Annotated in this window: 23 protein-coding genes; 18 read left to right on the top strand and 5 right to left on the bottom strand. The window is 68.2% G+C overall.

Annotation, left to right across the window (positions count from 1 at the left end; all coding sequences use genetic code 11):
* The first annotated feature begins 34 nt into the window (after positions 1–34).
* Positions 35–784: a cell division protein ZipA gene (gene zipA / locus ACTHK2_RS08145; protein WP_440245205.1), complete on the top strand. Its 750-nt coding sequence runs from the start codon at positions 35–37 to the stop codon at positions 782–784.
* Positions 785–965: 181 nt separating this feature from the next.
* Here zipA and ACTHK2_RS08150 read toward each other — a convergent pair whose 3' ends face one another.
* The 3 genes from ACTHK2_RS08150 to ACTHK2_RS08160 form a co-directional block, all read right to left on the bottom strand.
* Positions 966–2,324 carry a hypothetical protein gene (locus ACTHK2_RS08150; RefSeq protein WP_440245206.1) on the bottom strand — a complete coding sequence of 453 codons (1,359 nt, stop codon included), beginning with the start codon at positions 2,322–2,324 and terminating at the stop codon, positions 966–968.
* A gap of 158 nt (positions 2,325–2,482) precedes the next feature.
* Positions 2,483–3,115 carry a TetR/AcrR family transcriptional regulator gene (locus ACTHK2_RS08155; RefSeq protein WP_440245207.1) on the bottom strand — a complete coding sequence of 211 codons (633 nt, stop codon included), beginning with the start codon at positions 3,113–3,115 and terminating at the stop codon, positions 2,483–2,485.
* 121 nt (positions 3,116–3,236) lie between these two features.
* Positions 3,237–3,494, bottom strand: a complete 258-nt coding sequence (locus ACTHK2_RS08160) for an acyl-CoA-binding protein (protein WP_182529384.1) — start codon at positions 3,492–3,494, stop codon at positions 3,237–3,239.
* Positions 3,495–3,698: 204 nt separating this feature from the next.
* Here ACTHK2_RS08160 and ACTHK2_RS08165 point away from each other — a divergent pair, with 204 nt between their 5' ends.
* Complete coding sequence (locus ACTHK2_RS08165; RefSeq protein ID WP_440245208.1) at positions 3,699–5,687, top strand: SDR family oxidoreductase; 1,989 nt, start codon at positions 3,699–3,701, stop codon at positions 5,685–5,687.
* A gap of 353 nt (positions 5,688–6,040) precedes the next feature.
* Here ACTHK2_RS08165 and ACTHK2_RS08170 read toward each other — a convergent pair whose 3' ends face one another.
* Both ACTHK2_RS08170 and ACTHK2_RS08175 read right to left on the bottom strand, forming a co-directional pair.
* Complete coding sequence (locus ACTHK2_RS08170; protein WP_440245209.1) at positions 6,041–6,514, bottom strand: phasin family protein; 474 nt, start codon at positions 6,512–6,514, stop codon at positions 6,041–6,043.
* A gap of 86 nt (positions 6,515–6,600) precedes the next feature.
* Complete coding sequence (locus ACTHK2_RS08175; RefSeq protein WP_440245210.1) at positions 6,601–6,876, bottom strand: polyhydroxyalkanoic acid system family protein; 276 nt, start codon at positions 6,874–6,876, stop codon at positions 6,601–6,603.
* A gap of 128 nt (positions 6,877–7,004) precedes the next feature.
* Between ACTHK2_RS08175 and ACTHK2_RS08180 the strand changes: the two genes are divergently transcribed.
* The 16 genes from ACTHK2_RS08180 to ACTHK2_RS08255 all read left to right on the top strand — a co-directional run bounded on the left by ACTHK2_RS08180 (position 7,005) and on the right by ACTHK2_RS08255 (position 24,167).
* A complete protein-coding gene (locus ACTHK2_RS08180; RefSeq protein ID WP_440245211.1) occupies positions 7,005–7,823 on the top strand; it encodes an FHA domain-containing protein in 819 nt (272 codons plus the stop codon).
* 87 nt (positions 7,824–7,910) lie between these two features.
* The gene (gene serC, locus ACTHK2_RS08185) at positions 7,911–8,993 is read left to right on the top strand and encodes a 3-phosphoserine/phosphohydroxythreonine transaminase (RefSeq protein ID WP_440245212.1); all 1,083 of its coding nucleotides are present in this window, start codon (positions 7,911–7,913) and stop codon (positions 8,991–8,993) included.
* A 282-nt stretch (positions 8,994–9,275) separates the two neighbouring features.
* Positions 9,276–10,442: a phosphoglycerate dehydrogenase gene (locus tag ACTHK2_RS08190; protein ID WP_440245213.1), complete on the top strand. Its 1,167-nt coding sequence runs from the start codon at positions 9,276–9,278 to the stop codon at positions 10,440–10,442.
* A gap of 4 nt (positions 10,443–10,446) precedes the next feature.
* Positions 10,447–11,553, top strand: a complete 1,107-nt coding sequence (gene pheA, locus ACTHK2_RS08195; protein WP_440245214.1) for a prephenate dehydratase — start codon at positions 10,447–10,449, stop codon at positions 11,551–11,553.
* Positions 11,550–12,683 carry a histidinol-phosphate transaminase gene (gene hisC, locus ACTHK2_RS08200; protein ID WP_440245215.1) on the top strand — a complete coding sequence of 378 codons (1,134 nt, stop codon included), beginning with the start codon at positions 11,550–11,552 and terminating at the stop codon, positions 12,681–12,683. The genes pheA and hisC overlap by 4 nt, the downstream gene beginning before the upstream one ends.
* Positions 12,680–13,987, top strand: coding sequence for a 3-phosphoshikimate 1-carboxyvinyltransferase (gene aroA, locus ACTHK2_RS08205; protein WP_440245216.1), 1,308 nt, complete (start codon positions 12,680–12,682; stop codon positions 13,985–13,987). The genes hisC and aroA overlap by 4 nt, the downstream gene beginning before the upstream one ends.
* Positions 13,988–14,079: 92 nt before the next feature.
* Positions 14,080–14,766, top strand: a complete 687-nt coding sequence (gene cmk, locus ACTHK2_RS08210) for a (d)CMP kinase (protein WP_440245217.1) — start codon at positions 14,080–14,082, stop codon at positions 14,764–14,766.
* Positions 14,767–14,888: 122 nt separating this feature from the next.
* Entirely contained in the window at positions 14,889–16,553 is a 1,665-nt protein-coding gene (rpsA, locus tag ACTHK2_RS08215) for a 30S ribosomal protein S1 (RefSeq protein ID WP_440245218.1), read from the top strand.
* A 109-nt stretch (positions 16,554–16,662) separates the two neighbouring features.
* On the top strand, positions 16,663–16,971 hold the full coding sequence (locus ACTHK2_RS08220) for an integration host factor subunit beta (protein WP_440245219.1): 309 nt from the start codon (positions 16,663–16,665) through the stop codon (positions 16,969–16,971).
* Between the two features lie 67 nt (positions 16,972–17,038).
* Positions 17,039–17,308 (top strand): lipopolysaccharide assembly protein LapA domain-containing protein, encoded by a 270-nt coding sequence (locus tag ACTHK2_RS08225; RefSeq protein WP_440245220.1) that lies wholly within the window; start codon positions 17,039–17,041, stop codon positions 17,306–17,308.
* A complete protein-coding gene (gene lapB / locus ACTHK2_RS08230) occupies positions 17,305–18,480 on the top strand; it encodes a lipopolysaccharide assembly protein LapB (RefSeq protein WP_440245221.1) in 1,176 nt (391 codons plus the stop codon). Before ACTHK2_RS08225 ends, lapB begins: the two co-directional genes overlap by 4 nt.
* Positions 18,481–18,496: 16 nt before the next feature.
* Complete coding sequence (locus tag ACTHK2_RS08235) at positions 18,497–19,573, top strand: MraY family glycosyltransferase (protein ID WP_440245222.1); 1,077 nt, start codon at positions 18,497–18,499, stop codon at positions 19,571–19,573.
* On the top strand, positions 19,560–21,443 hold the full coding sequence (locus tag ACTHK2_RS08240; RefSeq protein ID WP_440245223.1) for a polysaccharide biosynthesis protein: 1,884 nt from the start codon (positions 19,560–19,562) through the stop codon (positions 21,441–21,443). The genes ACTHK2_RS08235 and ACTHK2_RS08240 overlap by 14 nt, the downstream gene beginning before the upstream one ends.
* Before the next feature lie 26 nt (positions 21,444–21,469).
* Positions 21,470–22,345 carry a UTP--glucose-1-phosphate uridylyltransferase GalU gene (gene galU, locus ACTHK2_RS08245; RefSeq protein WP_440245224.1) on the top strand — a complete coding sequence of 292 codons (876 nt, stop codon included), beginning with the start codon at positions 21,470–21,472 and terminating at the stop codon, positions 22,343–22,345.
* 109 nt (positions 22,346–22,454) lie between these two features.
* The gene (locus ACTHK2_RS08250; RefSeq protein WP_440245225.1) at positions 22,455–22,970 is read left to right on the top strand and encodes a hypothetical protein; all 516 of its coding nucleotides are present in this window, start codon (positions 22,455–22,457) and stop codon (positions 22,968–22,970) included.
* A 30-nt stretch (positions 22,971–23,000) separates the two neighbouring features.
* Positions 23,001–24,167, top strand: coding sequence for a trans-sulfuration enzyme family protein (locus ACTHK2_RS08255; protein ID WP_440245226.1), 1,167 nt, complete (start codon positions 23,001–23,003; stop codon positions 24,165–24,167).
* Positions 24,168–24,259 lie beyond the last annotated feature (92 nt).

A 24,259-nucleotide genomic window follows, 5' to 3' on the forward strand; every position in this document is an offset into this window, starting at 1 on the left:
GCGGGCCGCCCGGTCCCACGCGGAGGCGAGCAAGATGGAATGGAACGCGAGCGTCGGCATCCCGCTGATCATCCTCGGCGCGATCGTGCTGCTTCTGATCTACCTGTTCGGCGGGCCGAAGAAGCTCGAACAGGGCGAACGGCGGCCGCAACGGCGCACGGCGTCCGACGGCGAGCGCGTCGAACCGACATTCGGCGATCCGGAGGTGACGCCGGCGCAGGGTGAACTCGACGTCTCGCTCGCCGGTGAACTCGATCGGCTCGGTGCCGCGGTAGCCGGGCGCGATGCGGACGGCGCCCGCGGTGCGCGCCCGAGCCACGGCGCGCGCCCCGATCGCGCGATCGAGCGTATCGTCACGCTGTTCGTCGCCTCGCGCACCGACGAGCCGCTCGCCGGACCCGACATCGTCGTCGCCGCGGAGAAGGCGGGACTCGAATTCGGCGACATGGGCATCTTCCATCGCCTGGTGCTTGGCAAGAAGGCCGACGGCCCGGTGTTCAGCTTGGCGAACATGGTCAAGCCGGGACATTTCGACATGGCTCGGCTCGACGACGTGCGCACGCCGGGCGTGACGCTGTTCATGACCTTGCCAGGCCCGTTGCCCGCACTCGATGCGTGGGAGATGCTGCTCCCCACCGCACAGCGCCTCGCCGAATTGCTCGACGCGCAGGTGCTCGACGAAGGCCGCAACGCGCTCGGCCGGCAGCGGATCGCGCACATCCGCGACGAATTGCGCGCGTGGGATCGCCAGCAGGAGCGCCAGCAGATACGTCCCGGTCGCTAGGTGCGCGTGCGCGCACTTGGCGCCCGACGGACGTCGCAGGTGGCCTTGCCGAACATTGCGTTGGGCACGGCCCGTCGACCGGGTCGCCGGGGTGCCCCTTGTCTTGGCATGTGCTCGCCGCAGAGGCGAGCGGAACCTGGCGGCAGCGTCGAACCGCGCGAAGGAGGCTTCGCGAGGCTTGTCAGCGCAGCACGACCGCACCCGCGCCATCGCCGATCGCAGCCTCGAAGCCATCACGGAAGATGCCGTCGTTCGTCGCGACGAGGACGCAAGGGCTGAACGGTGATGTGGAGAACGTGGCCACCTCGAGCGCGCCTACGCTCGCGGTCGCGGCGACGGAGCGGATGCCGAGACCGGCGAGCGGCGCGTGCCAGGTGAAGTCGCGCACGCCGCTGCCGGCGGGCGTATCGACCGTGATCACGTCCATCGCCGCCTGTCCTTCACCCGGGTCGCCGTCGGCGGTGCAGACGTCCTCGCTGAAGTTCGCATAGAGCTGCACGCGGTATTGCGTGCCGGGCGCCGAGTTGATGCGCCCTTCGACGACGAGGTCGCCGTCGGTCTCGCGCGCCGAAGTGATCTCCGGAAAATTCAGCGCGCCGTTCGCGCCGCCGTCGAGATCGTCGGCGTCGTTGATGTAGGTGCTGCCGGCGAGCGCGACGCTGCGGCAGTCCGTGCCCCCTGCGGCATTGGCGTACACGAGCGAGCCGACCCAGACGTCCTCGGTGCCGGTGCCCGCGACGCGCACGCCGTCGCAATCGTTGCCGGCGATCACGTTCGGCAGCGGGGCGCCGAAGTCGCCGATGCGCGTCGGACCCTTGGTGACGATCACGCCGACCTCGTTGCCGCGCGTCGGGCTGCCGTCCGGATCGGTGCCGATCAGGTTGCCGATGACGACATTGCGCGGGCCGGTGCTGCGTACTCCGAAGGACCTGTTCGACGAGATCAGGTTGCGGTCCGCGGGATCGGAGCCGCCGATGACGCAGAAGTCGCCATCGGCGATGACGCCGCCACCGCGGTTGCCGGCGGGCGTGCCGGTAACTTCCGTACCGATGTAGTTCCCGCGGATGAGCGTCTCCGGCGCCCATGCGCGGATGTACGCGCCCGGGCCGTTCGTGTTGATGATCGCGAGGCCACGCAGGTCCGACGTCGCGGCGATCTCGAACGCCGCGCCGGTGGTCGCAAGCGCGTCGATGATGATGCGCACCCGCGCGTTCATCCCGGTCACCGCCGTATTGGGCGACGCGCCCGGTTGCGTGTAGCCGTCGATCTGCAGCGGCTGGGTGATCGACAGCGGCGACTGCAACAGGATGCGCTGGTAGTGCTCCGGATTGCCGGGAATGGCGAACACGATCCGGTCCACGTCGTCGAACAGGTTGGCGTAAGCGATCGCCGAGCGCAGGCATCGACCGCCGAGGATCCACGAATTGCAGGTGTCGTTCGTATTGGTCACGGTGAGCGTGGCGGCATGGCTCGCCTCGAACCCGAGTGCGAGCAGCAGGGCGAGGCGGGTCGTGTGTCGGCGCATGGTGGATCGGATCATGGCGTCTCCGCAGGCGCGGGCCGGCGGCCCGCTTCCCGCATGCCATCGGCGTCGCGTGCGATTTGCCATCGCGCAGTAGGGCTCGCATGCGGCGAGCCGACGCGAATCCACGACGAAGTGAAAGGAGCCACCACCACCCGTGGCGGCGCCCGTGACGCTCAGCGCACGTAGGTCGCGGCGAGCGTGTTGAGGTGGTAGCGTTCCGCGTCGCGCAGGAAAGGCGCGATCAACATCATCACGCGGTGGATGCCGCGATTGAGGTCGGCTTCGCCGGGCGCGGACCGGCTGCCGCGCACCGCGTCGAAACTCATCCAGAACGTCGCCACCAGAAGGATGTTCTCGGCCAGCGCGTGGATCTCGTCCGCACTCGCGCGCATGACGCCGGCGCGCACGAGGCCGCGCAGCAGGTCGATGGCGCTCGCGGCAGCGCGGCTCATGATGCGCGCGAAGCGCAGCTTGAGCTTGCGGTTGCGGGCGAGGATGTCGACGAGGTCGCGGTAGAGGAAGCGATAGGTCCACAGCGACTCGAACACGAGGTGCAGTTGCAGCCAGATGTCCTCGAGGTCCGGTGCGCGCCCGTCGGGCAGGGCGAGGGCGTCGCCCACGCGCGCTTCATAGCGCGCGAACAGGTGCTCGACGATGTCGTCCTTGCTGCGGAAGTGGTAGTAGAGGTTGCCCGGGCTGATGCCGAGCTCGTCCGCGATGTGGTTCGTCGTGACGTTCGGCTCGCCCTGCGCGTTGAACATCGCGAGGCTGGTTTCGAGGATGCGCTCGCGCGTCTGGCGTGCCATGCGGTGCTGCGCCGGGGCGGCGGATGGGTTCGACGGTTCTTCGTGGGAGGGTTTCAGCCGCGCCCACCGGTCCTTCGGGCCCGCGGGCTTCGTGGCGGAACCCGCTGCGGCGGGATGGTGCTCAGCCGCCGAGCTTCTTCACGAGGTCGATGTACTTCTGCTGCGCCTCTTCGGGCTTGGTGCCCTTGAGCTTGGCCCACGCCTCGTACTTCGCCGTACCGACGAAATCGAAGAAGCCCGGCTTCGGGCCCGAAACGTCGCCGTCCGAGCCTTGCTTGTACAGAGCGTATAGCTTCAACAACGTGTCGTTGTCGGGCCGCTCGGACAGTTTCTTGACGTCCTCGGCGGCTTTTTCGAAGCGTGCTTTGATATCGGCCATGGCTGTTCCGGTCGCTGGGCGTCGGCTGGAGGACGAGCTTACATCAGCGCCCCCGCGCGCGGTCAATCGCGCGAAGCGAACGCCGCTCGCGATCGCATCGCAACATGCCGGAGCGCGCGATCGCACCCTCGCGCCGCGTAGCCATCGGCGATCGTGCGAGGCTATGCTTGAGCGACGAATCGATCTGGCAGGGGAGCGCGGGCAATGACCTATTTCGTGACCGGTGCAACCGGGTTCATCGGCCGACACCTGCTCGAACGCCTGCTCGAGCGGCAGGGCACGATCCATTGCCTCGTGCGCAAGGAATCGCTGGCGAAGTTCAAGGCGCTGCGCGAAGAACTCGGTGCCGACGAGAAGCGGCTCGTCGCGGTGATCGGCGATCTTTCCAAGCCGAAGCTCGGCGTGGCGCCGGCGGCACACAAGGAGCTCGGCGGCAAGATAAAGCACTTCTTCCATCTCGCCGCGCTCTACGACCTCGGTGCCGACGAGCACAGCCAGGTGGTCGCGAACGTGGAGGGCACGCGCCATGCGCTCGAATTCGCCGATGCGGTGAGGGCCGGCTGCTTCCATCACGTGAGTTCCATCGCCGCGGCCGGGCTCTATCCCGGCGTGTTTCGCGAGGACATGTTCGACGAAGCGGAGGACCTGGACCATCCGTACTTCCGCACCAAGCACGATTCCGAAGGGCTCGTGCGCAAGCACTACGCGAGGCCATACCGCATATACCGGCCCGGCATCGTGATCGGCGATTCGCGCACCGGCGTGATCGACAAGATCGATGGCCCGTATTATTTCTTCCGCCTCATCAAGAAAATGCGCGAGGCGCTGCCGCCGTGGATGCCGACGATCGGCCTCGAGGGCGGACGCATCAACCTCGTGCCGGTCGACTGGGTCGCCGCGGCGATGGACCACATCGCGCACAAGCCAGGCCTCGACGGCCACACGTTCCACCTCACCGACCCGGCGCCGCGTCGCATCGGCGAAGTACTCAACCTGTTCGCGCGCGCGGGCCACGCGCCGCAGATGACGATGCGCCTCGACGCGCGCATGTTCGGCTTCATCCCGGGCAGCGTGCGCGCCGCGATCGGCAGCCTGCCGCCCGTGCGACGCGTCGTGAACGTGCTGCTGCGCGACCTCGGCATTCCCGCTTCGGTGATGAAGTTCATCAACTATCCGACCCGGTTCGATTGCCGCGAAACCGAGCGCGCGCTGAAAGGCTCGAAGATCAAGTTGCCCAAGCTCGATGACTACGCCTGGCGCCTGTGGGACTACTGGGAGCGTCACCTCGATCCCGACCTCTTCGTCGACCATTCGCTCGGCGGCAAGGTCAAGGGACGCGTCGTCGTCGTCACCGGCGGTTCGTCGGGCATCGGCAAGGCGGCTGCGCTCAAGATCGCGGCGGCCGGTGCGAAGCTGGTCATCTGCGCGCGCGGCGCCGACGAGCTCGCGGAAACAAAAAAGGAGGTCGAAGCCGCGGGCGGCGCCTGCCACACGTATCAAGTCGACCTCGCCGACATGGCCTCGTGCGACGCCTTCGTCGCGCAGGTGCTCGCCGACCACGGTGCGGTCGACGTCCTCGTCAACAACGCGGGGCGCTCGATCAGGCGCGCGATCAGCGCGAGCTACGACCGCTTCCATGATTTCGAGCGCACGATGCAGCTCAACTATTTCGGCGCACTGCGCCTGATCATGGGGTTCCTGCCCGGCATGGCCGCGCGCCATCGCGGCCACATCATCAACATCTCCTCGATCGGCGTCCTGACCAACTCGCCGCGCTTCTCCGCCTACGTCGCCTCGAAGGCCGCGCTCGACGCGTTCTCGCGCTGCGCGCAGGCCGAGTACTCCGACAACGGCGTCAGTTTCACGACGATCAACATGCCGCTCGTCAAGACGCCGATGATCGCGCCGACCAAGATGTACGAATCGGTGCCGACGCTGACCCCCGACGAGGCGGCCGACATCGTCGTCGAGGCGATCGTCGAGCGTCCGGTGCGCATCGCGACGCGCCTCGGCACGTTCGCGCAGGTGTTCTACGCGCTCGCGCCGCGTGTGTACGAGATCGTCATGAACACTGCGTTCCGCCTGTTCCCCGACTCGCAGGCTTCCAAGGGCATGAAGGGTCGCTCCGAGGCCGAGCAGCCGACGAGCGAGCAGATCGCCTTTGCGGCGCTCATGCGCGGGGTACATTGGTAAAAATTGCGCTGATGCGCATCCTGCGCTGACGGCGCACGGCGTGCGATCCATCGCGCGCCTCTTCGGGCGCCCGGCCGCCGCCGGCCGGCACCGATTTGCCCTGGTGGAGCCGAGAACCAGAAGCAGAAGAGCAGGAAGGACCTCGCAGCTGGAATCCGGCTTTCCCGGAGTGACGAGTTTGCGTTGTTCCGCTCTTCAGCGCCCTGCATTCGGGCGACCGGGCGGGACATCAGGCCGGACGGGCGGCGGAGGATGCGCCGCGTACGCCGCAGGCGCACGGAAGCGTTCGAATGCACAAAGAATAAGCGGGTCGAAGCCCGCTTTCCCGGATTACCGTCAGGCGCCGCGGGGCGTCACTTCGCGGCGCGCTTCGCCGCCGGACGCTTCGCCGCCGCGGCCTTGCCGCCGAGTTTGCGCACCTCGCGCGACAGCTCGTCGACGCGCGATGACAGTGCGGCGAGTTCGGCCTGGCCCGGGATGCCGAGGCGACCGAGCGCCTTGGACACGCGATCCTCGAAAACCTTTTCGAGCTTGTCCCAGGTTTCCTGGCTGCGCTCGCGCACCTGGCCGAGTGTCGTCTCGACGTTGCCGCGCGCCTCGTTCATCCTGGCTTCGGTGAACTTGCGCGTCTTCGCGTCGAGCGCGGTGCCTTCCTTGACCAAGGCTTCGAACAGCTTGCCGCCTTCCTGCTGCGCCTTGGCGAAGGCGCCGAGGCCCGCCAGCCAGATCTGCTGGGCGGAATCCATCACCGTCTTGCTGATGCCGCGCACGTCGTTCGCGGCTGCGGGAGCGGGCTTGCCGCGGGCTTTCAGTCTGGGCTTGGCCATCGTCGCGTCCTCCACTGGATGCGGCTTGCGCCGCGAGTGGCGTGATCTTTTCGCCTTCACCTAGAGCAGACACACTAGCAACGCGGTCAATCCAGTTGTTCGTCGAGCTTGCGCTCGATTTCGCGTTCGATCATCGGCTTCATCGCGCTCATGAGGAAGCCGAGTTCGACGCGCACGTGCAGCTCGGCCTTGCCCACCGCGATATGACCTTTCACGCCGCTGCGATCGAACAGCAGCTTGTCGCCGTCCCAGTGATGATCGATGCCGTATTCCTTCGCGATCGACTTGGCGACGCGTTCGACCGCGGCTTTCGCGGTCTTGAGGGGCTTCTTGTGCGAACGCCGAATGTCGATGACGGCCATGCTTGCCTCGTGGTCCGATGCGGACGGGCGCACATGATGCCCGATGCGCCCCCGGATTGGGCGGCTCACGCCGCGGGGTCGCGCCGCGCCTTGTGCTAGAGTGAGGAATAGGCCAGTGAATCAATGCGATGCGACTCAGTTTTGCCAGCGCCGAACGCGCCGACTTCAGCATGGATGGCGGTGTCGTCAACCTCGGCAGCGCGGGAGGCAACGGAGTCGTGCTCGCGGGCAAGGACGTCGCGCCATGGCATGCGCGCCTGAGCCTCGATGCACGCGGCATCGTGCTCGAGGTGATGGATCCGGCGGCGCGCACCCATGTCAATGGCCGGCCGGTGCGCGAGAAGGCCTTGCTTCGCTGCGGCGATACGCTCTGCCTCGGCAGTACGGTCATCGTGCTCCGGGCCGACCCCGACGTCATGGCCCCGATCGTGCCGCCCCCGGCGAAATCGGCCGTCGCGGCAGCAGCGCCGGCGCAGCCGGCTCGCGTGGTGCTGCGCGGCGTGACCGGACGTCATTTCGGCCGCGCGATCGCGGTCCACCAGAGCCTCGTCGTCGGAACCGCGGCGGGTTGCGACCTCGTCCTCGACGAAGCGCGCGTCGCACCGCGGCATGCGCTGATCGAACTCGACGGCGATCGCTTGTGGCTGCGCAGTCTCGACTCGGCCGACGGCACGCTCGTCAACGGCGTACGCGTACGCCATGGCGCGATCCATGCTGGCGACCAGCTCGCGTTCGAACACAGCCATTTCGTGGTCGAAGCGCCGGGCCTTCCCACGCGCGGCGAAATGGCGCAGGCCGACGGCGACGCGACGAAGGCCGCGGGCGAGGGCGAGGATGCCGCGCAGGTGCACGAACACGCTTCCACCCACGTGGGCACCTGGTGGCTCATCGGTGCGGCTGCGCTGATCGCCCTCGGTCTCGTCCTGCTCATCCATCGCGGCATCTGATGCATCGCCGGCTCCAACGAGGGGCTTGCTGCGGCGCCGCATGATGCGGTAGGAATGCTCTCCCGGTTCGGCGTCCAGGAGAGCTACGTGAGTCGCGGATACAACTTCAGCGCAGGCCCCGCCGCGCTGCCGGAAGACGTGTTGCGCCAGGCCCAGGCGGAAATGCTCGAGTGGGGCGTTGCGCGTGCATCCGTCATGGAGATCAGCCACCGCGGCAAGGACTTCATCGCGCTTGCCGAACAGGCCGAACAGGATCTGCGCGACCTGCTCGCCGTGCCGCCGGACTACAAGGTTCTGTTCCTGCAGGGCGGTGCGACGCAACATTTTGCGCAGATCCCGCTCAATTTCGCGCGCCGCGACCAGGCGGTCGACTACGTGCTCACCGGCGACTGGAGCGAGAAGGCGGCCAAGGAGGCCAAGCCGCTCGCGCAGGTGCGCATCGCCGCGACGTCGGCGGACAGCAACTACGACCGCATCCCCGCACGCACGGACTGGAACCTCGAGCCGTCCGCGGCGTACGTGCACGTGACCCCGAACGAGACGATCCGGGGCGTCGAATTCCATGATGTCCCCGACACGGGCGCGGTGCCGCTGTTCGGCGACGTCTCCTCGACGATCCTGTCGCGGCCCCTGGATGTGTCGAAGTACGCGCTGCTCTACGCCGGTGCGCAGAAGAACATCGGGCCGTCGGGCCTCGTCGTCATGATCGTGCGCGACGACCTGCTCGAGCGCTGCCCGAAGGATATCCCCAAGATCTTCAACTACGCCGAACATGCGGCGCAGGGGTCGATGCTCAACACGCCGAATACCTGGGGCTGGTATCTCGCCGGCCTCGTGTTCAAGTGGGTGAAGGCGCAAGGCGGCGTCGCCGCGATGGCCGAACGCAACCGCGCCAAGGCCGAACTGCTGTACGGATACATCGACGGTTCCGGCTACTACCGCAATCCGGTCCAGAAATCGGCACGTTCCTGGATGAACGTGCCCTTCACGCTGCCGCGCGAGGAGCTCGACGCAAAGTTCCTCGAGGAGTCCGAAGCGGCGGGCCTGCTCGCGCTGAAAGGTCACCGTGCCGTCGGCGGCATGCGCGCATCGATCTACAACGCGATGCCGCTCGAAGGCGTGCAGGCACTCGTCGATTTCATGAAGGACTTCGCCGGACGGAATGCCTGAGGCTCTTCGGAACAGCCGAAGCTTGGATACGGAGCACACGGAGCGCACCAAGAAGCAATCAAGGATTGAAACACGAAGGACACCAAGGAGGAGCAAGGAGAAGGATTGGAGCAGGACTGGCCGATGTCGTCCCGACCAAGAATGCTGTTGCCCCTCTTCGCGGCCTTCGTCTTCTGCTCCTGCTCCTTCCGCTCCTCCGTGCTCCGTCTGCTCCGTGTTCCAATCTTCATGCTTCTTCAACCGACAACCCCTCACCCTACGTACGCACAAAGGCCGATCGAAGTGTTCAAGATCCAGACGCTCAACAACATCTCGCGCAACGGCCTCGACCGGCTGCCGGCGAACCTGTACAGCGTCGCCAACGAGGTGGCTGCGCCCGATGCCGTGCTCGTGCGGTCGGCGGACATGCACAACGCACCGATCGCGGCGAGCGTGAAGGCGATCGCGCGCGCGGGCGCGGGTACCAACAACATCCCGGTCGCCGGGATGTCGGCGCGCGGCGTGCCGGTGTTCAATGCGCCGGGCGCGAACGCCAACGCGGTGAAGGAACTCGTCGTCGCCGGCATGCTGCTCGCCGCGCGCAACATCGCCGATGCGCTCGGTTTCGTGCGCGCACTCGAGGCGTCCGGCGACCTGCACCACAAGGTCGAGGCGGAGAAGAAGCGCTTCGTCGGCACCGAGCTCTCCGGCAAGACGCTCGGCGTGGTCGGCCTCGGCGCGATCGGCGTCAAGGTCGCCAATGCGGCCTATGCGCTCGGCATGCGCGTGATCGGCTTCGACCCGCACATGACGGTCGACGGCGCCTGGCAGCTTTCGGCCGAAGTGGCCAAGGCGGGTTCGCTCGCAGAGCTCTTCGCGGCGTCGGACTACCTCACGTTCCATGTGCCGCTCAACGACAAGACGCGCGGCGTGTTCGGTGCGCAGGCACTCGATATCGTGCGGCCCGGCGTCGTGCTGCTCAACTTCGCGCGAGAAGGCATCGTCGACGCCGCCGCCTTGCGCAAGGGGCTCGCCGACGGACGCATCGGCCGCTACGTGTCGGACTTCCCGGAAGCCGACCTGCTCGGTGATCCGCGCGTGATCGCGCTGCCGCACCTCGGCGCCTCCACCGGCGAGGCGGAAGAGAACTGCGCGCTGATGGTGGTCGACCAGCTGCGCGATTTCCTCGAGCACGGCAACGTGCGCAACTCGGTCAACTTTCCGGAGACGCGCATGGCGCGAACCGGCAGCGCGCGCATCTGCGTCGCCAACAGCAACCGCCCGAACATGATCGGCCAGCTGTCGCACGTGCTCGGCGAAGCCGGCGTCAACATCGCGCAGATGCACAACGCCTCGCGCGGTGAAATCGCCTACAGCCTCATCGACGTCGACTCGCCGGTGCCGGAGTCGCTGGTCGCCGCGATCGCCGCGATCGAGGGCATCCTGTCCGTGCGCGTGATAGGGAATTGACGCCATGAGCGACGATGCCACGACGCCCGCCACGCCCAACCTCGCCGAGGTGCGCGCGCGCATCGACGGCATCGACCGCCAGATCCAGGCGCTGATCGCCGAACGCGCGAACTTCGCGCACCAGGTCGGCAAGGCCAAGGGCAAGCTCGCGGCGGCGGTCGACTACTACCGGCCGGAGCGCGAAGCGCAGGTGCTGCGCATGGTCGTCGACCGCAACGAGGGGCCGCTCAGCGACGAAGTGCTCGTGCACCTGTTCCGCGAAATCATGTCCGCTTGCCTCGCGCAACAGGAGCCGCTCAAGGTCGGCTACCTCGGTCCCGAGGGCACGTTCAGCCAGCAGGCAGTGCACAAGCACTTCGGCCGTTCGGCGCACGGGCTGCCGATGGCGAGCATCGAGGAGGTGTTCCAGGAAGTCGAAGCGGGCAACGCCGACTTCGGCGTCGTGCCGGTCGAGAACTCGGGGCAGGGCACGATCCAGGTCACGCTCGACATGTTCCTCACCTCGAACCTCAAGATCTGCGGCGAAGTCGAGCTGCGCGTGCACCAGTTCCTGCTGTCGCGCTCGGGTCGCATCGAGGACATCGAGCGCATTTACGCGCATCCGCAGTCATTCGCACAGACGGCCGGCTGGCTGCGCTCGAACCTGCCCGGGGTCGAGAAGGTCGCGGTGTCGAGCAACGCCGAGGGCGCGCGCCGCGCGCGCAACGCCGACGACGCCGCGGCGATCGGAGGCGAGTCGGCCGGCCACGTCTACGGCCTGAAGAAGGTCATCATGAAGTCGATCGAGGACCACGCCGACAACACGACGCGTTTCCTCGTGCTCGGCAGGCAGGTGTTCCCGAGTTCCGGGCACGACCGCACCTCCGTGCTCGTCTTCATCAAGGACCAGCCCGGCGCGCTGTTCAACGTGTTGAGTCCGTTCGCGCGGCACGGCATCAGCATGAATCGCATCGAATCGCGCCCATCGCACCAGGCGAAATGGGAATACGGTTTCTTCATCGATCTCGCCGGCCATATCGAGGACGACGCGATGAAGGCGGCGTTGGCCGAACTCGAGGGCCACGCGGCGCAGGTCAAGGTGCTCGGTTCCTACCCGGTCGCGGTGCCGTGAGCGGGGCACCGCGCGAGGAGGGCGCAGCGTTCGATGCCGGCGCGCTCGCCAACCCGGCGACCGCCGCGCTGCGCGCGTACGACCCCGGCCACGACCTGCCGGCCTTGCGCCGCCGCTTCGGCGCGGCGATCGCCGAGCTCGGCTCGAACGAGAACCCGCTCGGCCCGAGCCCGCGTGCGCTCGAAGCAATGCGTGCAGCACTCGCCGAAAGCTGGCGCTACCCCGATCCACGCGGCGCGGCGCTGAAGGCCGCGCTCGCGCGCCAGCTCGGCGTCGAGGCCCGGCGTATCGCGCTCGGCAACGGCTCGCATGAACTGCTCATGCTGCTCGCGCAGTGCTTCGCCGATCAGGCGCATTCGATCGTGTTCTCGCAATACGGCTTTGCCGTGTTCCCGATCGCGACGGCGGCAGCCGGCGCGCGACCGATCCGCGTGCCCGCGTTGCCGCGCGAGCATGCGTCGGAGCCGTTCGGCCATGACCTCGACGCGATCGCCGCGGCGGTGCGCGGCGACACGCGCATCGTCTACCTGGCCAATCCCAACAATCCGACCGGCACCTGGTTCGACGACGCCGCGCTCGAGCGCTTCGTCGCGCGCGTACCGCGCGACGTGCTCGTCGTCGTCGACGAGGCGTACCACGAATACGTCGACGCTCCCGGCCTCGGCAGCGCGCTGCGTTTCGCCGATCGCCATCCGAACCTCGTCGTCACGCGCACGTTCTCCAAGGCGTACGCACTCGCCGGTCTGCGCGTCGGCTACCTCGTCGCGCACGCGAGCGTCGTCGCCGTGCTCGAGCGCCTGCGCGAATCGTTCAACGTCAACCATGTCGCGCTCGCCGGTGCCGAAGCCGCACTCGCCGACCGCGATCATCTCGCATCGGTGCGCGCGTTCAACCGCGACGAACGTGCCTGGTTGCGCGAGGCGCTGGTCGCGCGCGGCTACGGCGTATTGCCGTCGCAGACGAACTTCCTGCTGGTCGATCTCGCGCGCGACGCTTCGCAATTCGAGCGCCACCTGTTCGAGCGCGGCGTGATCGTGCGGCCGATGGGCGGCTACGGCCTCGGCCATGCCGTGCGCATCAGCGTCGGCAGCCGCGCGGAGAACCAGCGCCTGCTGGACGCTTTGCCGTGAGCGGGCTCGCCTGGACCAGCGCGCCGGCCCCGGCACTCGCGGGCGATATCGCCGTTCCCGGCGACAAGTCGATCTCGCATCGCGCGATCATGCTCGCGGCGCTCGCGCAAGGCCCCTCGCAGATCGACGGCTTCCTCGAAGGCGAGGACACGCGCGCGACCGCGCGCATCTTCGCCGACCTCGGCGTGCGCATCGAGACGCCGAGCGCGTCGCGGCGCGTCGTGCACGGCGTGGGCCTGCACGGACTGCGCGAGGCGGCACAGCCGCTCGACTGCGGCAACTCGGGTACCGGCATGCGCCTGCTCTGCGGCGTGCTCGCCGGGCAGGCGTTCGGCTCGAGCCTGGTCGGCGACGAATCGCTGTCGCGCCGGCCGATGCGACGCGTGACGGAACCGCTGATCGCGATGGGCGCGCAGATCCAAGCGCAAGAAGGCGGCGTGCCGCCGCTGCGCATCGCCGGCGGCCATCGGCTGCGCGGGATCCACTACACGACACCGGTCGCGAGTGCGCAGGTGAAGTCGGCGCTGCTGCTCGCCGGGCTCTACGCGGACGGCGAGACCGAGGTGCGCGAACCCCATCCGACGCGCGACTACACCGAGCGCATGCTCGCCGCGTTCGGTTGGCCGATCGCGTTCGAACCGGGCAGGGCGCGCCTCGCGGGCGGGCGTCGCCTGCAGGCGACCGACGTGATGGTGCCCGCCGATTTCTCCTCGGCCGCCTTCTTCCTCGTCGCCGCGACCATCGTGCCCGGGTCGCGCCTGCTGCTGCGCGCGGTCGGCCTCAATCCGCGCCGTACCGGCCTGCTGCGGGCGCTGCGCCTCATGGGCGCGAACATCCGCGAGCATGCGCCGCGCGAGCTCGGCGGCGAGCCCGTGGCCGACCTCGAGGTGCGCCATGCGCGGCTGCGCGGGATCGACGTGCCGGTCGAACTCGTGCCGGACATGATCGACGAGTTCCCGGCGCTGTTCATCGCCGCGGCAGTCGCCGATGGCACGACCCGCGTGCGCGGCGCGGCGGAATTGCGGGTGAAGGAATCCGATCGCCTCGCCGTCATGGCGACGGGCCTGCGCCGCCTCGGCATCGCGGTCGAGGAGACGCCGGACGGCGCTGCCATCGCAGGCGGGCGGCTCGCCGGCGGCGCGGTCGACAGCGCGGGCGACCACCGCATCGCGATGAGCTTCGCGGTCGCGGGGGCGGTCGCGGCGGGGCCGGTGCGGATCGGGGACTGCGCCAATGTCGCGACCTCGTTCCCCGGCTTCGTCGACCTCGCGCGCGCCATCGGGCTGGCCGTGGCGGAGGACTGACGGGTCCAGCTCCGACCCTCGGGGTGGCATGGGGATCACGATCCGGGGCGGTCCCGACATAGAATTGCCGCCTTTCGCCGAGCCGAGCCGCCATGACCAAGCCCGACAAGCCCGTCCCCGTGCTCACGATCGACGGACCGTCCGGCTCCGGCAAGGGCACGATCAGCCGTGCGGTCGCGGACGCGCTCGGCTGGCACCTGCTCGACTCGGGCGCGATCTACCGCGCGGTCGGCTACGCGGCGGGCATGGCCGGAATCGACCTGTCCGACGCCGCCGCGGTCACGCGCTGCGCGGAAACCACGAAAATCGTGTTCCGCGACCCGAAGGACGGCGGGGAAACCCGGGTCATCGTCAACGGTCACGACGCGACCGACGAGCTGCGCACGGAAACCTGTGGCGCGGCCGCCTCGGCGATCGCCGCGATCCCGGCCGTACGCGCGGCCCTGTTCGAGAAACAACGATCGTTCCGCAGGGCGCCCGGCCTCGTTGCCGACGGGCGCGACATGGGAACCGTGGTGTTCGCCGATGCCGAACACAAGTTCTTCCTCACCGCGAGTGCCGAAGAGCGCGCAAGGAGGCGCTATAAGCAGTTGAAGGAAAAGGGGTTGACTGTTACACTCTCATCCCTTTTGCGCGAGATCGAAGCCCGCGACGAACGCGACGCGACCCGCAAGGTGGCGCCGCTGAAGCCGGCGGCAGGGGCAGTGGTCATCGACAGCACGGCGATTCCGATCGATCAGGTGATCGCGCGCGTGCTCTCGGTGGTGCGGCCCGGCTGAGTCATCGCGAAGGGGAAATGCCGGCGAGCGCCGGCGAACGCAACGGTGCGGCGTCCAACGCACCTTTCGAAGGTGGGTTGCCGACCCGGTCAGGGCGGCGGCCTGTTCCCACTGGAATCAACATGACTGAAAGTTTCGCTGAACTGTTCGAGCAGAGCCAATCGCTCGCCAAGCTGCGCTCCGGCGCGATCGTCACGGGCACCGTGGTCGAGATCCGTTCCGACGTCGTCGTCGTGAACGCCGGCCTCAAGTCCGAGGGCATCATCCCGATCGAACAGTTCAAGAACGAGCGGGGTGAGCTCGAAATCCATGTCGGCGACGACGTCAAGGTCGCGCTCGACGCGATCGAGAATGGCTTCGGCGAGACGATGCTCTCGCGTGAAAAGGCCAAGCGTTCGCTGGTGTGGGACGAGCTCGAGGAAGCGCAGACCGCCAATGCCGCCATCACCGGCCGCATCTCGGGCAAGGTCAAGGGCGGCTTCACCGTCGACATCAAGGACGTCCGCGCATTCCTGCCGGGCTCGCTGGTCGACGTGCGTCCGGTGCGCGACCCGTCGTACCTCGAGGGCAAGGAACTCGAGTTCAAGATCATCAAGCTCGACCGCAAGCGCAACAACGTGGTCGTGTCGCGCCGCGCGGTCGTGGAGAGCGAGTTCAGCGCCGAGCGCGAGCAGCTGCTCGACAAGCTGACCGAAGGCGCCGTCGTCAAGGGCGTGGTCAAGAACCTCACCGACTACGGTGCGTTCGTCGACCTCGGCGGCATCGACGGCCTGCTGCACATCACCGACATGGCGTGGAAGCGCGTGCGCCACCCGAGCGAAGTCGTCAACGTCGGCGACGAACTCGAGGTCCGCGTGCTCAAGTTCGATCGCGAGCGCAACCGCGTCTCGCTCGGCCTCAAGCAGCTCGGTGAGGATCCGTGGGTCGCGATCTCGCGCCGCTATCCGACCGGCACGCGCCTGTTCGGCAAGGTTTCCAACGTCACCGACTACGGCTGCTTCGTCGAGCTGGAGCCGGGCGTGGAGGGCCTCGTGCACGTGTCCGAGATGGATTGGACCAACAAGAACGTCAACCCGGCCAAGGTGGTGCAGGTCGGCGACGAAGTCGAGGTCATGGTGCTCGACGTCGACGAGGAGCGTCGCCGCATCTCGCTCGGCATGAAGCAGACCCGCGCCAATCCGTGGGAAGCGTTCGCCGCGATCCACAAGAAGAACGACAAGGTCAGCGGCACGATCAAGTCGATCACCGACTTCGGCATCTTCGTCGGTCTCGACGGCGGTATCGACGGCCTCGTGCACCTGTCCGACATCTCGTGGCAGACCACCGGCGAAGACCTCGTGCGCAACTTCAAGAAGGGCGACGAGATCGAGGCGGTCGTGCTCGCGGTCGATCCGGAGCGCGAGCGCATCTCGCTCGGCATCAAGCAGCTCGAGCAGGATCCGTTCGGCCAGTTCATGGCGTCGCATCCGCGCGGCAGCATCCTCAATGGCACCGTGCGCGAAGTCGACGCCAAGGGCGCGACGATCGACCTCGGCGAAGGCATCGAGGGTTACCTGCGTGCGAACGACATCGCCAAGGAGCGCGTCGACGACGCCACGCAGTACCTCAAGGTCGGCGACAAGGTCGAAGCGAAGTTCGTGGGCATGGACCGCAAGGGCCGCAGCCTGCAGCTGTCGATCCGCGCGAAGGACGAGGACGAGCTCGCCAGCACGCTGGAGGAATACCAGAGTGCGACCGGTGGCACGACCAAGCTCGGCGCGCTGCTCAAGGAACAGCTGAACCGTTGATGCTTCAAGGCGGCGTGCGGATCCATCGCACGCCGCCCCAGCTGCATGCGCGCACCGGCGACGGTGCGCGTTTTTTTGGACCGGCAATCACCCTTTTCGAAATACCGCGATGACCAAGTCCGAGCTGATCGAGGCCCTTGCACAGCGTCAGAAGCACCTCGCCGCCAATGACGTCGAACTCGCCGTCAAGAGCGTGCTGGAGCAGATGAGCCATTCACTCTCGACCGGCGAGCGCATCGAGATCCGCGGCTTCGGCAGCTTTTCGCTGCACTATCGTCCGCCGCGCATGGGCCGCAATCCCAAGACGGGTGATTCGGTCGCGCTTCCGGGCAAGCATGTGCCGCACTTCAAGCCGGGCAAGGAACTGCGCGAGCGCGTGAACGGCAACGGCGACGCGCCGTCTTCCGACGCTTCCTGACATCCGCGCCGCGCGGCGGCGGTGCCGGACCCGCTATCATCCGACGGTCCGAACGCCGCGGTCTTCCATGCGCCCGATCCTGATCGTCCTGCTCCTGTCCGTCATCATGGCCGGTGCGCTGTTCGGCGCGCTCAACGGCGCGCCGGTGGGGGTCGACTTCCACTTCTTCCGCTGCGAGGTGCCGCTCGGTGGCGCGCTGCTCGGCGCCCTCGTGCTCGGCTGGCTGCTCGGCGGCCTCGTCGCCTGGCTCGGCCACCTGCCGCGGCTCGGGCGGCAGCAGCGCATCATCCGTGACCTCGATGCGCGCCGGCGCGCACAAGGGCGCGACGAGGCATGAACAACGCGCTGGCCCTGCTGTTCCTGCTGCTCCCGGTCGCGGCGTTCTCCGGCTGGGTGCTCGGCCGACGGCGCAGCGAGCGCACCTCCGGCGCGCGCGTGAGCGAGTTGTCGACGAGCTACTTCCGCGGCCTCAATTACCTGCTCAACGAACAACAAGACAAGGCGATCGAGGTGTTCCTCAAGCTCGCCGAGATCAACCGCGACACGGTCGAGACGCACCTCGCGCTCGGCAACCTGTTCCGCCGCCGCGGCGAGGTCGACCGCGCGATCCGCGTGCACCAGAACCTCATCGCGCGTCCGAACCTCAGCCAGGACGAAAAGACCGTCGCGCTGCTCGAGCTTGGCGAGGACTACATGCGCGCCGGGCTGCTCGATCGCGCCGAGACGCTGTTCGCCGACCTCGTCGCGATGGATGCGCTGGCGCCGTCGGCCTTGCGCCATCTCATCGCCATCTACCAGCACGAGCGCGACTGGGACAAGGCGATCGAGCACGCGCAGCGCCTCGAACGCGCGACCGGCGAATCGCAGAGCGCGATGATCGCGCAGTTCCACTGCGAGCTCGCCGACCAGGCGCGTGCGCAGGGTGCGCGCGACGACGCGCGCCGGCACGTCGACGACGCATTCGCGGTCGAGCCCGAGTGCGTGCGCGCGAGCATGGTGCTCGGGCACATCGAGGCGGCGCACGGCGACCTCGACGCCGCGATCCGCGCGTTCGAGCGCGTCGCCGACCTCGACATCGACTACGTGCCGGAGATCCTCTCGCCGTTGCTCGACAGCTACGCGCGTGCGCAGCGCATGCAACGCGCCGAGGAGTTCCTGCTCGACATCACCGAACGCTACCAGGGCGTGTCGCCGGTGCTCGCGCTGGCCAAGCTGTACGCGACCACGCGCGGCGAGGCGGCGGCGGTCGACTTCCTCAATCGGATGCTGCGCCAGCGCCCGTCGGTGCGCGCGCTGATGGCCCTCATCGACGTCAACCTGCACACCGCGAGTGGCGAGGCGCGCGAGAATTTCCTGACCCTGCGCGATCTCACGCGCCAGCTCGTCGAAGGGAAGGCGATGTACCGCTGCAATCGCTGCGGTTTCGGCGCCAAGGCGCACCACTGGCAGTGCCCGAGCTGCAAGAGCTGGGGCTCCGTGCGGCCGATCCACGGCGTCGTCGGCGAGTAGGCGGGCGGCGTTCCGCATGGCCGGCGCAGCCGATCCCTTCACCCGCGAGGCCGCGATCATCCTCGCGACGGCCGCGCTCTCGGCCGTGGCGACGGCCGCCGCGATCCGCTACGCCCATCGTCGGCGCCTGTTCGACCTGCCGGGCCAGCGTCGCGCGCATCGCGAGCCGACCCCGCGCGGCGGCGGCATCGCGATCGTCATCGCGATGCTGGCCGGGGGCGGCGCGCTCGTGTCCGGCTCCGCGTCGGCGGCTTTGCTGCAATTGCTCGCGCCGCCGATCGTCGGCGTCGCCCTGGTCGGCTGGCTCGACGATCACGGCGGGCTCTCCGCCATCGCGCGCTTCGCGATGCATTGCGCCGCGGCGATCTGGGTGCTCGTGCTGCCGTGGGCGGGTGCCCTCGGCGTCGCGCAGGCGCCGCCGTCGGGGATGCTGTATGCCGTCGTCGCGATCCCCGTCACCGTCGCGATCGCCTGGTCGATCAACCTGCACAATTTCATGGACGGCATCAACGGCTTGCTCACCTTGCAGGCCATCTTCGTGTTCGGCGCGCTCGCCACCCTCGCCGGGTTGCGCGATACCGGTGGCGCTGCGTTGTGCCTGGTCGGCGCGGCGGCCTGCGCCGGCTTCCTGCCGTTCAATTTCCCGCGCGCGCGCATCTTCATGGGGGACGTCGGCAGCGGCACGTTGGGCTTCGCGATCGCGATGGCCGTGCTGCACCAGGTCGGCAGCGGAAGGACCGCGCTCGCGAGCGGGCTCGTGCTGTGCTCCGCCTTCGCGACCGATGCGACCTGCACGCTGCTGTCGCGCATGTTGGGCGGGCGCCGTTGGTATAGTGCGCATCGCGAGCACCTGTACCAATGGCTGGTGCGCGGCGGCCTCTCGCACGCGCGCGTTGTCGCGCTCTACATGGGCTGGAACCTGCTCGTCGCATTGCCTGTCGTAGGCTGGATGAATTTCGCATCGCCCGATCCGATGACCCTTGGAATCGCTCCAGCGCTGGCGGTCTACATACTCGCCGCGATCGCCTGGTGGTCGGGCAAGCGCTGGTGCCTGCGCCGCGCGCGCCATCGGAGCGTCCATGCTGCCGCGTAGGGCCGTCGCCGCGATCCATCCGCGCCTCGCCGTCGTCGCGCATGACATGTTCATGGTGTGGCTCGCCTGGACCGCGGTCAGCATGATGCGCTGGTCGCTCGCGCCGAACCCATCGCCGGTTTCGCTGCTCGGGCCGGAAGTGTGGATCGTGCTCGCCGCGCAGGGCGCGATCTTCTGGTGGACCGGGCTGTACAAGGGCCTCTGGCGCTTCGCGAGCCTGCCGGACCTCTGGAACATCGGCAAGGCAGCCGTGCTCGGCGCCCTCGCGATCGCGATGGCGCTTGCGATCTACAACCGATTGGAGACCGTGCCGCGTACGGTACTCGTCGTCTATCCGCTCGTGCTGGCGCTGCTGCTCGGCGCGCCGCGCCTGCTGTATCGCTACTGGAAGGACAGCCGGCTCGATTTCGTCTCGCGCGCGCCGAGCCAGCGCGTGCTCATCCTCGGCGCGGGCAAGGCGGGTGAGGCGCTCGTGCGCGACCTGCGCCGCGAGAACCGCTACGCGGTGGTCGGTTTCCTCGACGACAACCCGCAGTTGCGCGGCTCGCGCGTGCACGGCGTGCCCGTGCTCGGCGCGATCGACCAGCTCCCCGAACTCGCGCGCGAGACCGCCGCGGAAATGCTCGTGATCGCGATGCCCGCCGCGAACAAGGCGCAGATGCGCCGCGCGGTGGACCTTTGCGAAGCGACCGAGCTGCCGCTGCGGACCGTTCCGCGGCTCGAGGACGTGGTCGCGGGGCGTTCGAGCTTCAACGAACTCAAGGAAGTCGCGATCGAGGACCTGCTCGGTCGCGAGCCGGTGCGCCTGGACTGGACCGCGATCCGCACGCGCCTCGCCGGACGGCGCGTGCTCGTAACCGGCGGTGGGGGGTCGATCGGCTCGGAGCTGTGCCGCCAGGTCGCGCGCCTCGGCGTCGAATCGCTGAGCGTCCTCGACCAGTCCGAGTACAACCTGTACGTGATCGAACAGGAGCTGCGCCGCGACCATCCCGACCTGCTGCTCAACGCATGGCTCGGCGACTGCGGCGATGCGATGGCCTGCGAGCGTGTGTTCGCGCAGGCGCGTCCCGAGGTCGTGTTCCATGCGGCCGCCTACAAGCATGTCCCGCTGCTGCAGGGTCAGGTGCGCGAGGCGTTCCGCAACAACGTGCTCGGCACGCGCACGGTCGCCGAGGCCGCCGATCGCCACGGGTGCGAGAGCTTCGTGCTGATCTCCACCGACAAGGCGGTCAATCCGACCAGCGTGATGGGCGCGTGCAAGCGCGTGGCCGAGCTGTTCTGCCAGAACTTCGCGCAGCATTCGCGCACGCATTTCATCACGGTGCGATTCGGCAACGTGCTCGACTCGGCCGGGTCGGTGGTGCCGCGCTTCCGCGAGCAGATCCGTGCGGGCGGTCCGGTGACCGTCACGCATCCGGAGATCACCCGCTATTTCATGACGATCCCCGAAGCCTGCCAGCTCATCCTGCAGGCCGCGGTACTGGGGCAGGGCGGCGAGATCTTCGCGCTCGACATGGGCGAACCGGTGAAGATCCGCGACCTCGCCGAGCAGATGATCCGCCTCGCGGGCAAGCACGAAGGCAGCGACATCGCGATCGTCTACACCGGCCTGCGCCCGGGCGAGAAACTGTTCGAGGAACTGTTCCATCCGCAGGAGCGCTACACCGACACCGCGCATGCGAAGATCTTCCTCGCCCAGCCACGCAGCATGGCCTGGGCCCTCCTGACCGCACAGCTCGGCAAGGCGGAGGCGGCGGTGAGCGAATTCGACGAGGATGCGCTGCGCCGCATCCTCGAGCAGTTGCTGCCCGAGTTCGCCACCGTCGAGGCGCCGGCGACCGACAATGTCGTGACGTTCGGCCCGCGCTGAACGCCCGCAACCCACAAGGACATCGCATGAGCAAGCGTTTGCGCAAGGTCGTCTTCCCGGTCGCCGGACTCGGCACGCGGTTCCTGCCGGCGACCAAGGTGGTCGCGAAGGAAATGTTGCCGGTGCTGGATCGCCCGCTGATCCAGTATGCGGTCGACGAGGCGGTCGACGCCGGCGCCGACACGCTCGTGTTCGTGACCAACCGCTACAAACATGCGGTCGCGGACTACTTCGACAAGGCTTACGAGCTCGAAAGCAAGCTCGCCCAGTCCGGCAAGAAGGACCTGCTCGCGATGGTGCAGGGCACGTTGCCCGCGCACGTGCGCTGCGTGTTCGTCACGCAGCCGGAGGCGCTCGGTCTCGGCCACGCGGTGCTGTGCGCCAAGCCCGTGATCGGCGACGAGCCGTTCGGCGTGGTGTTGCCGGACGACCTCATCTGGAATGGCAAGGGCGCAGGCGCGTTGCGCCAGATGGCGGAACTCGCGCACGCGGAGGACGCCGGCGTGATCGCGGTCGAGGAAGTGCCGCGCGACGAGACCAACAAATACGGCATCGTCGACGCGACGCCGGTATCCGAGCGTGCCGCCAAAGTGAAACTCGTGGTCGAGAAGCCCAAGCCCGAGGTCGCGCCGTCGAACCTCGCGATCGTCGGGCGTTACGTGCTGCCCGGACGCATCTTCGAGCTCCTCGAGCAGACGACGCCGGGCGCGGGCGGCGAAATCCAGCTGACCGACGCGATCGAAGCGCTGCTCGCCGAGCAGGCGGTGCTCGCCTACCGATTCGAAGGCACGCGCTTCGATTGCGGCAACAAGCTCGGCCTGGTCAAGGCGACGCTCGCGATGGCACTGGCCGACCCCGCGCTCGCGCCGGCCACGCGCGAGTTCATCACCGCTGTTCGCTGAGACACGCGCGTCGCGCGCGCAACGGCGCTCGTCCGCTGGCACGCCCGGCGGCATTTGCCTAGAATTCCACCGGGGCCGCCCGCACGGTCGGCACAGGGGACTGCACACGATGAACACGACCGACCGATTCCGTCGCAGCGCCGCCGCCGCCCTGGTCGCGTGCGCCGCGTTCGTCGGTGCTGTACCGGTTATCGCCGGAACCCCGGCTGTCCTCACGATCACGATCGACGACGCGCACGACTTCGCCCGCTTCGGCGGTTCCCTCGACTACACCGTCACCGTGGCCAACACCGGCGGTGGCGACGCCCTCGACGTGACGATCACGAACATGTTTCCGGAGCAGCTCGATCCCGCCTTCACGACCTGGCTGTGCCTGCCAAGCGGCGTGGGTACGACCTGCACCGAAAACGGAACGGGCCCGCTCGACGAGACCGGCCTGTCCATCCCGCAAGGCAACAGCATCACCTGGCTGGTGCATGCGCCGGTGCGCATCGATGCGAGCGGTGAAGTGCTCGACAATACCGTCAGCGCCACCTGGGGCGGCAACACCGTCTGTGCCACCGACAGTGATGCGTTGGTGATTTTCCGCGAAGGTTTCGACACGCCCTACGGCGATGGGTCGTGACCGCGCCGCCGGCGACGTGATCCGCGCCGCATGGATCTCAGTTACATCCTGAACCAGCTCGGCGAGGACCGCGAACGTTATTTCCGCGCGGTGTCCCCGCCTATCGTGCAATCGTCGATCTTCGCGTTTCCGAGCGTCGATGCCATGCGCTCCGGCTTCCGCGACGAGTTCGGTGAGCACGTCTACACGCGCGGCAACAATCCGACCGTGGAAATCCTGCGGCGCAAGGTTGCAGCGCTCGAAGGCGCCGAAGACTGCCTCATGTTCGGCAGCGGCGCGGCGGCGATGTCCGCCGGCGTGATCGCCAGCGTCTCCGGCAGCGACCACGTCGTCTGCGTCGCGCGGCCGTACAGCTGGACGCGCGCGGTGCTCAAGGACCTGCTCGGCCGCTTCGGCGTGGCCACCACGTTCGTCGACGGCACCGACACCGGCCATTTCGAGGCCGCACTCACCGGACGCACGCGCCTCATCGTGCTCGAAAGCCCGAACTCGATGACGTTCGAGCAACAGGATCTCGCCGCGGTCGCCGCGCTCGCGCGTGCGCGCGGCATCCGCACGCTGTGCGACAACAGTTACGCGACCCCGCTGAACCAGTCACCCATCGCGTTGGGCATCGACCTCGTCGCGCATTCGGCGACCAAATACCTCAACGGCCACAGCGACGTCGTCGCCGGCGCGTTGTGCGGCAGCACCGCGGTGATCCGCGAGGTGTTCCGCGGGCCGTACATGACGCTCGGCGCCATCCTCGCGCCGCACGACGCCTGGCTCATGATCCGCGGCCTGCGCACCTTGCCGGTGCGCATGCAACGCATCGCCGCGACGAGTGCGGCGGTGCTCGCCTTCCTCGAGGCGCATCCGCGCGTGCGTCGCGTGTATTCGCCGCGCGCCACGGGCAATGCACAGCTCGGGCTTACCGGGCGCCAGCTGCGTGGTGCGAGCGGGCTGCTCACGATCGAACTCGCGACCGACGACATCGCCGCGGTCGAGCGCTTCTGCGACGGCCTCGAGCGCTTCCTGATGACGGTGTCGTGGGGCGGTTACGAGTCGCTCGCGTTTCCGGTCTGCGCGGTGTTCGCGGCGAATGCGCCGCTGCACCCGCCGTCCGGCTTGCCGCTCAGCCTCGTGCGTCTGTCGATCGGCCTCGAGGAACCCGCGGTGTTGATCGCCGACCTCGAGCGCGCGCTCGCGCGTCTGTAGGCGGTCCGCCGCTTGCTCAGAGCAGCGACATGCGCCAGCTCAGCGCGCCGGCGCCGACAGCGAGCGCAAGCAGCACGATCGCCACGGTGTTG

This window comes from Dokdonella sp. (assembly GCF_051958935.1).
Taxonomy (GTDB): Bacteria; Pseudomonadota; Gammaproteobacteria; order Xanthomonadales; family Rhodanobacteraceae; genus Dokdonella_A.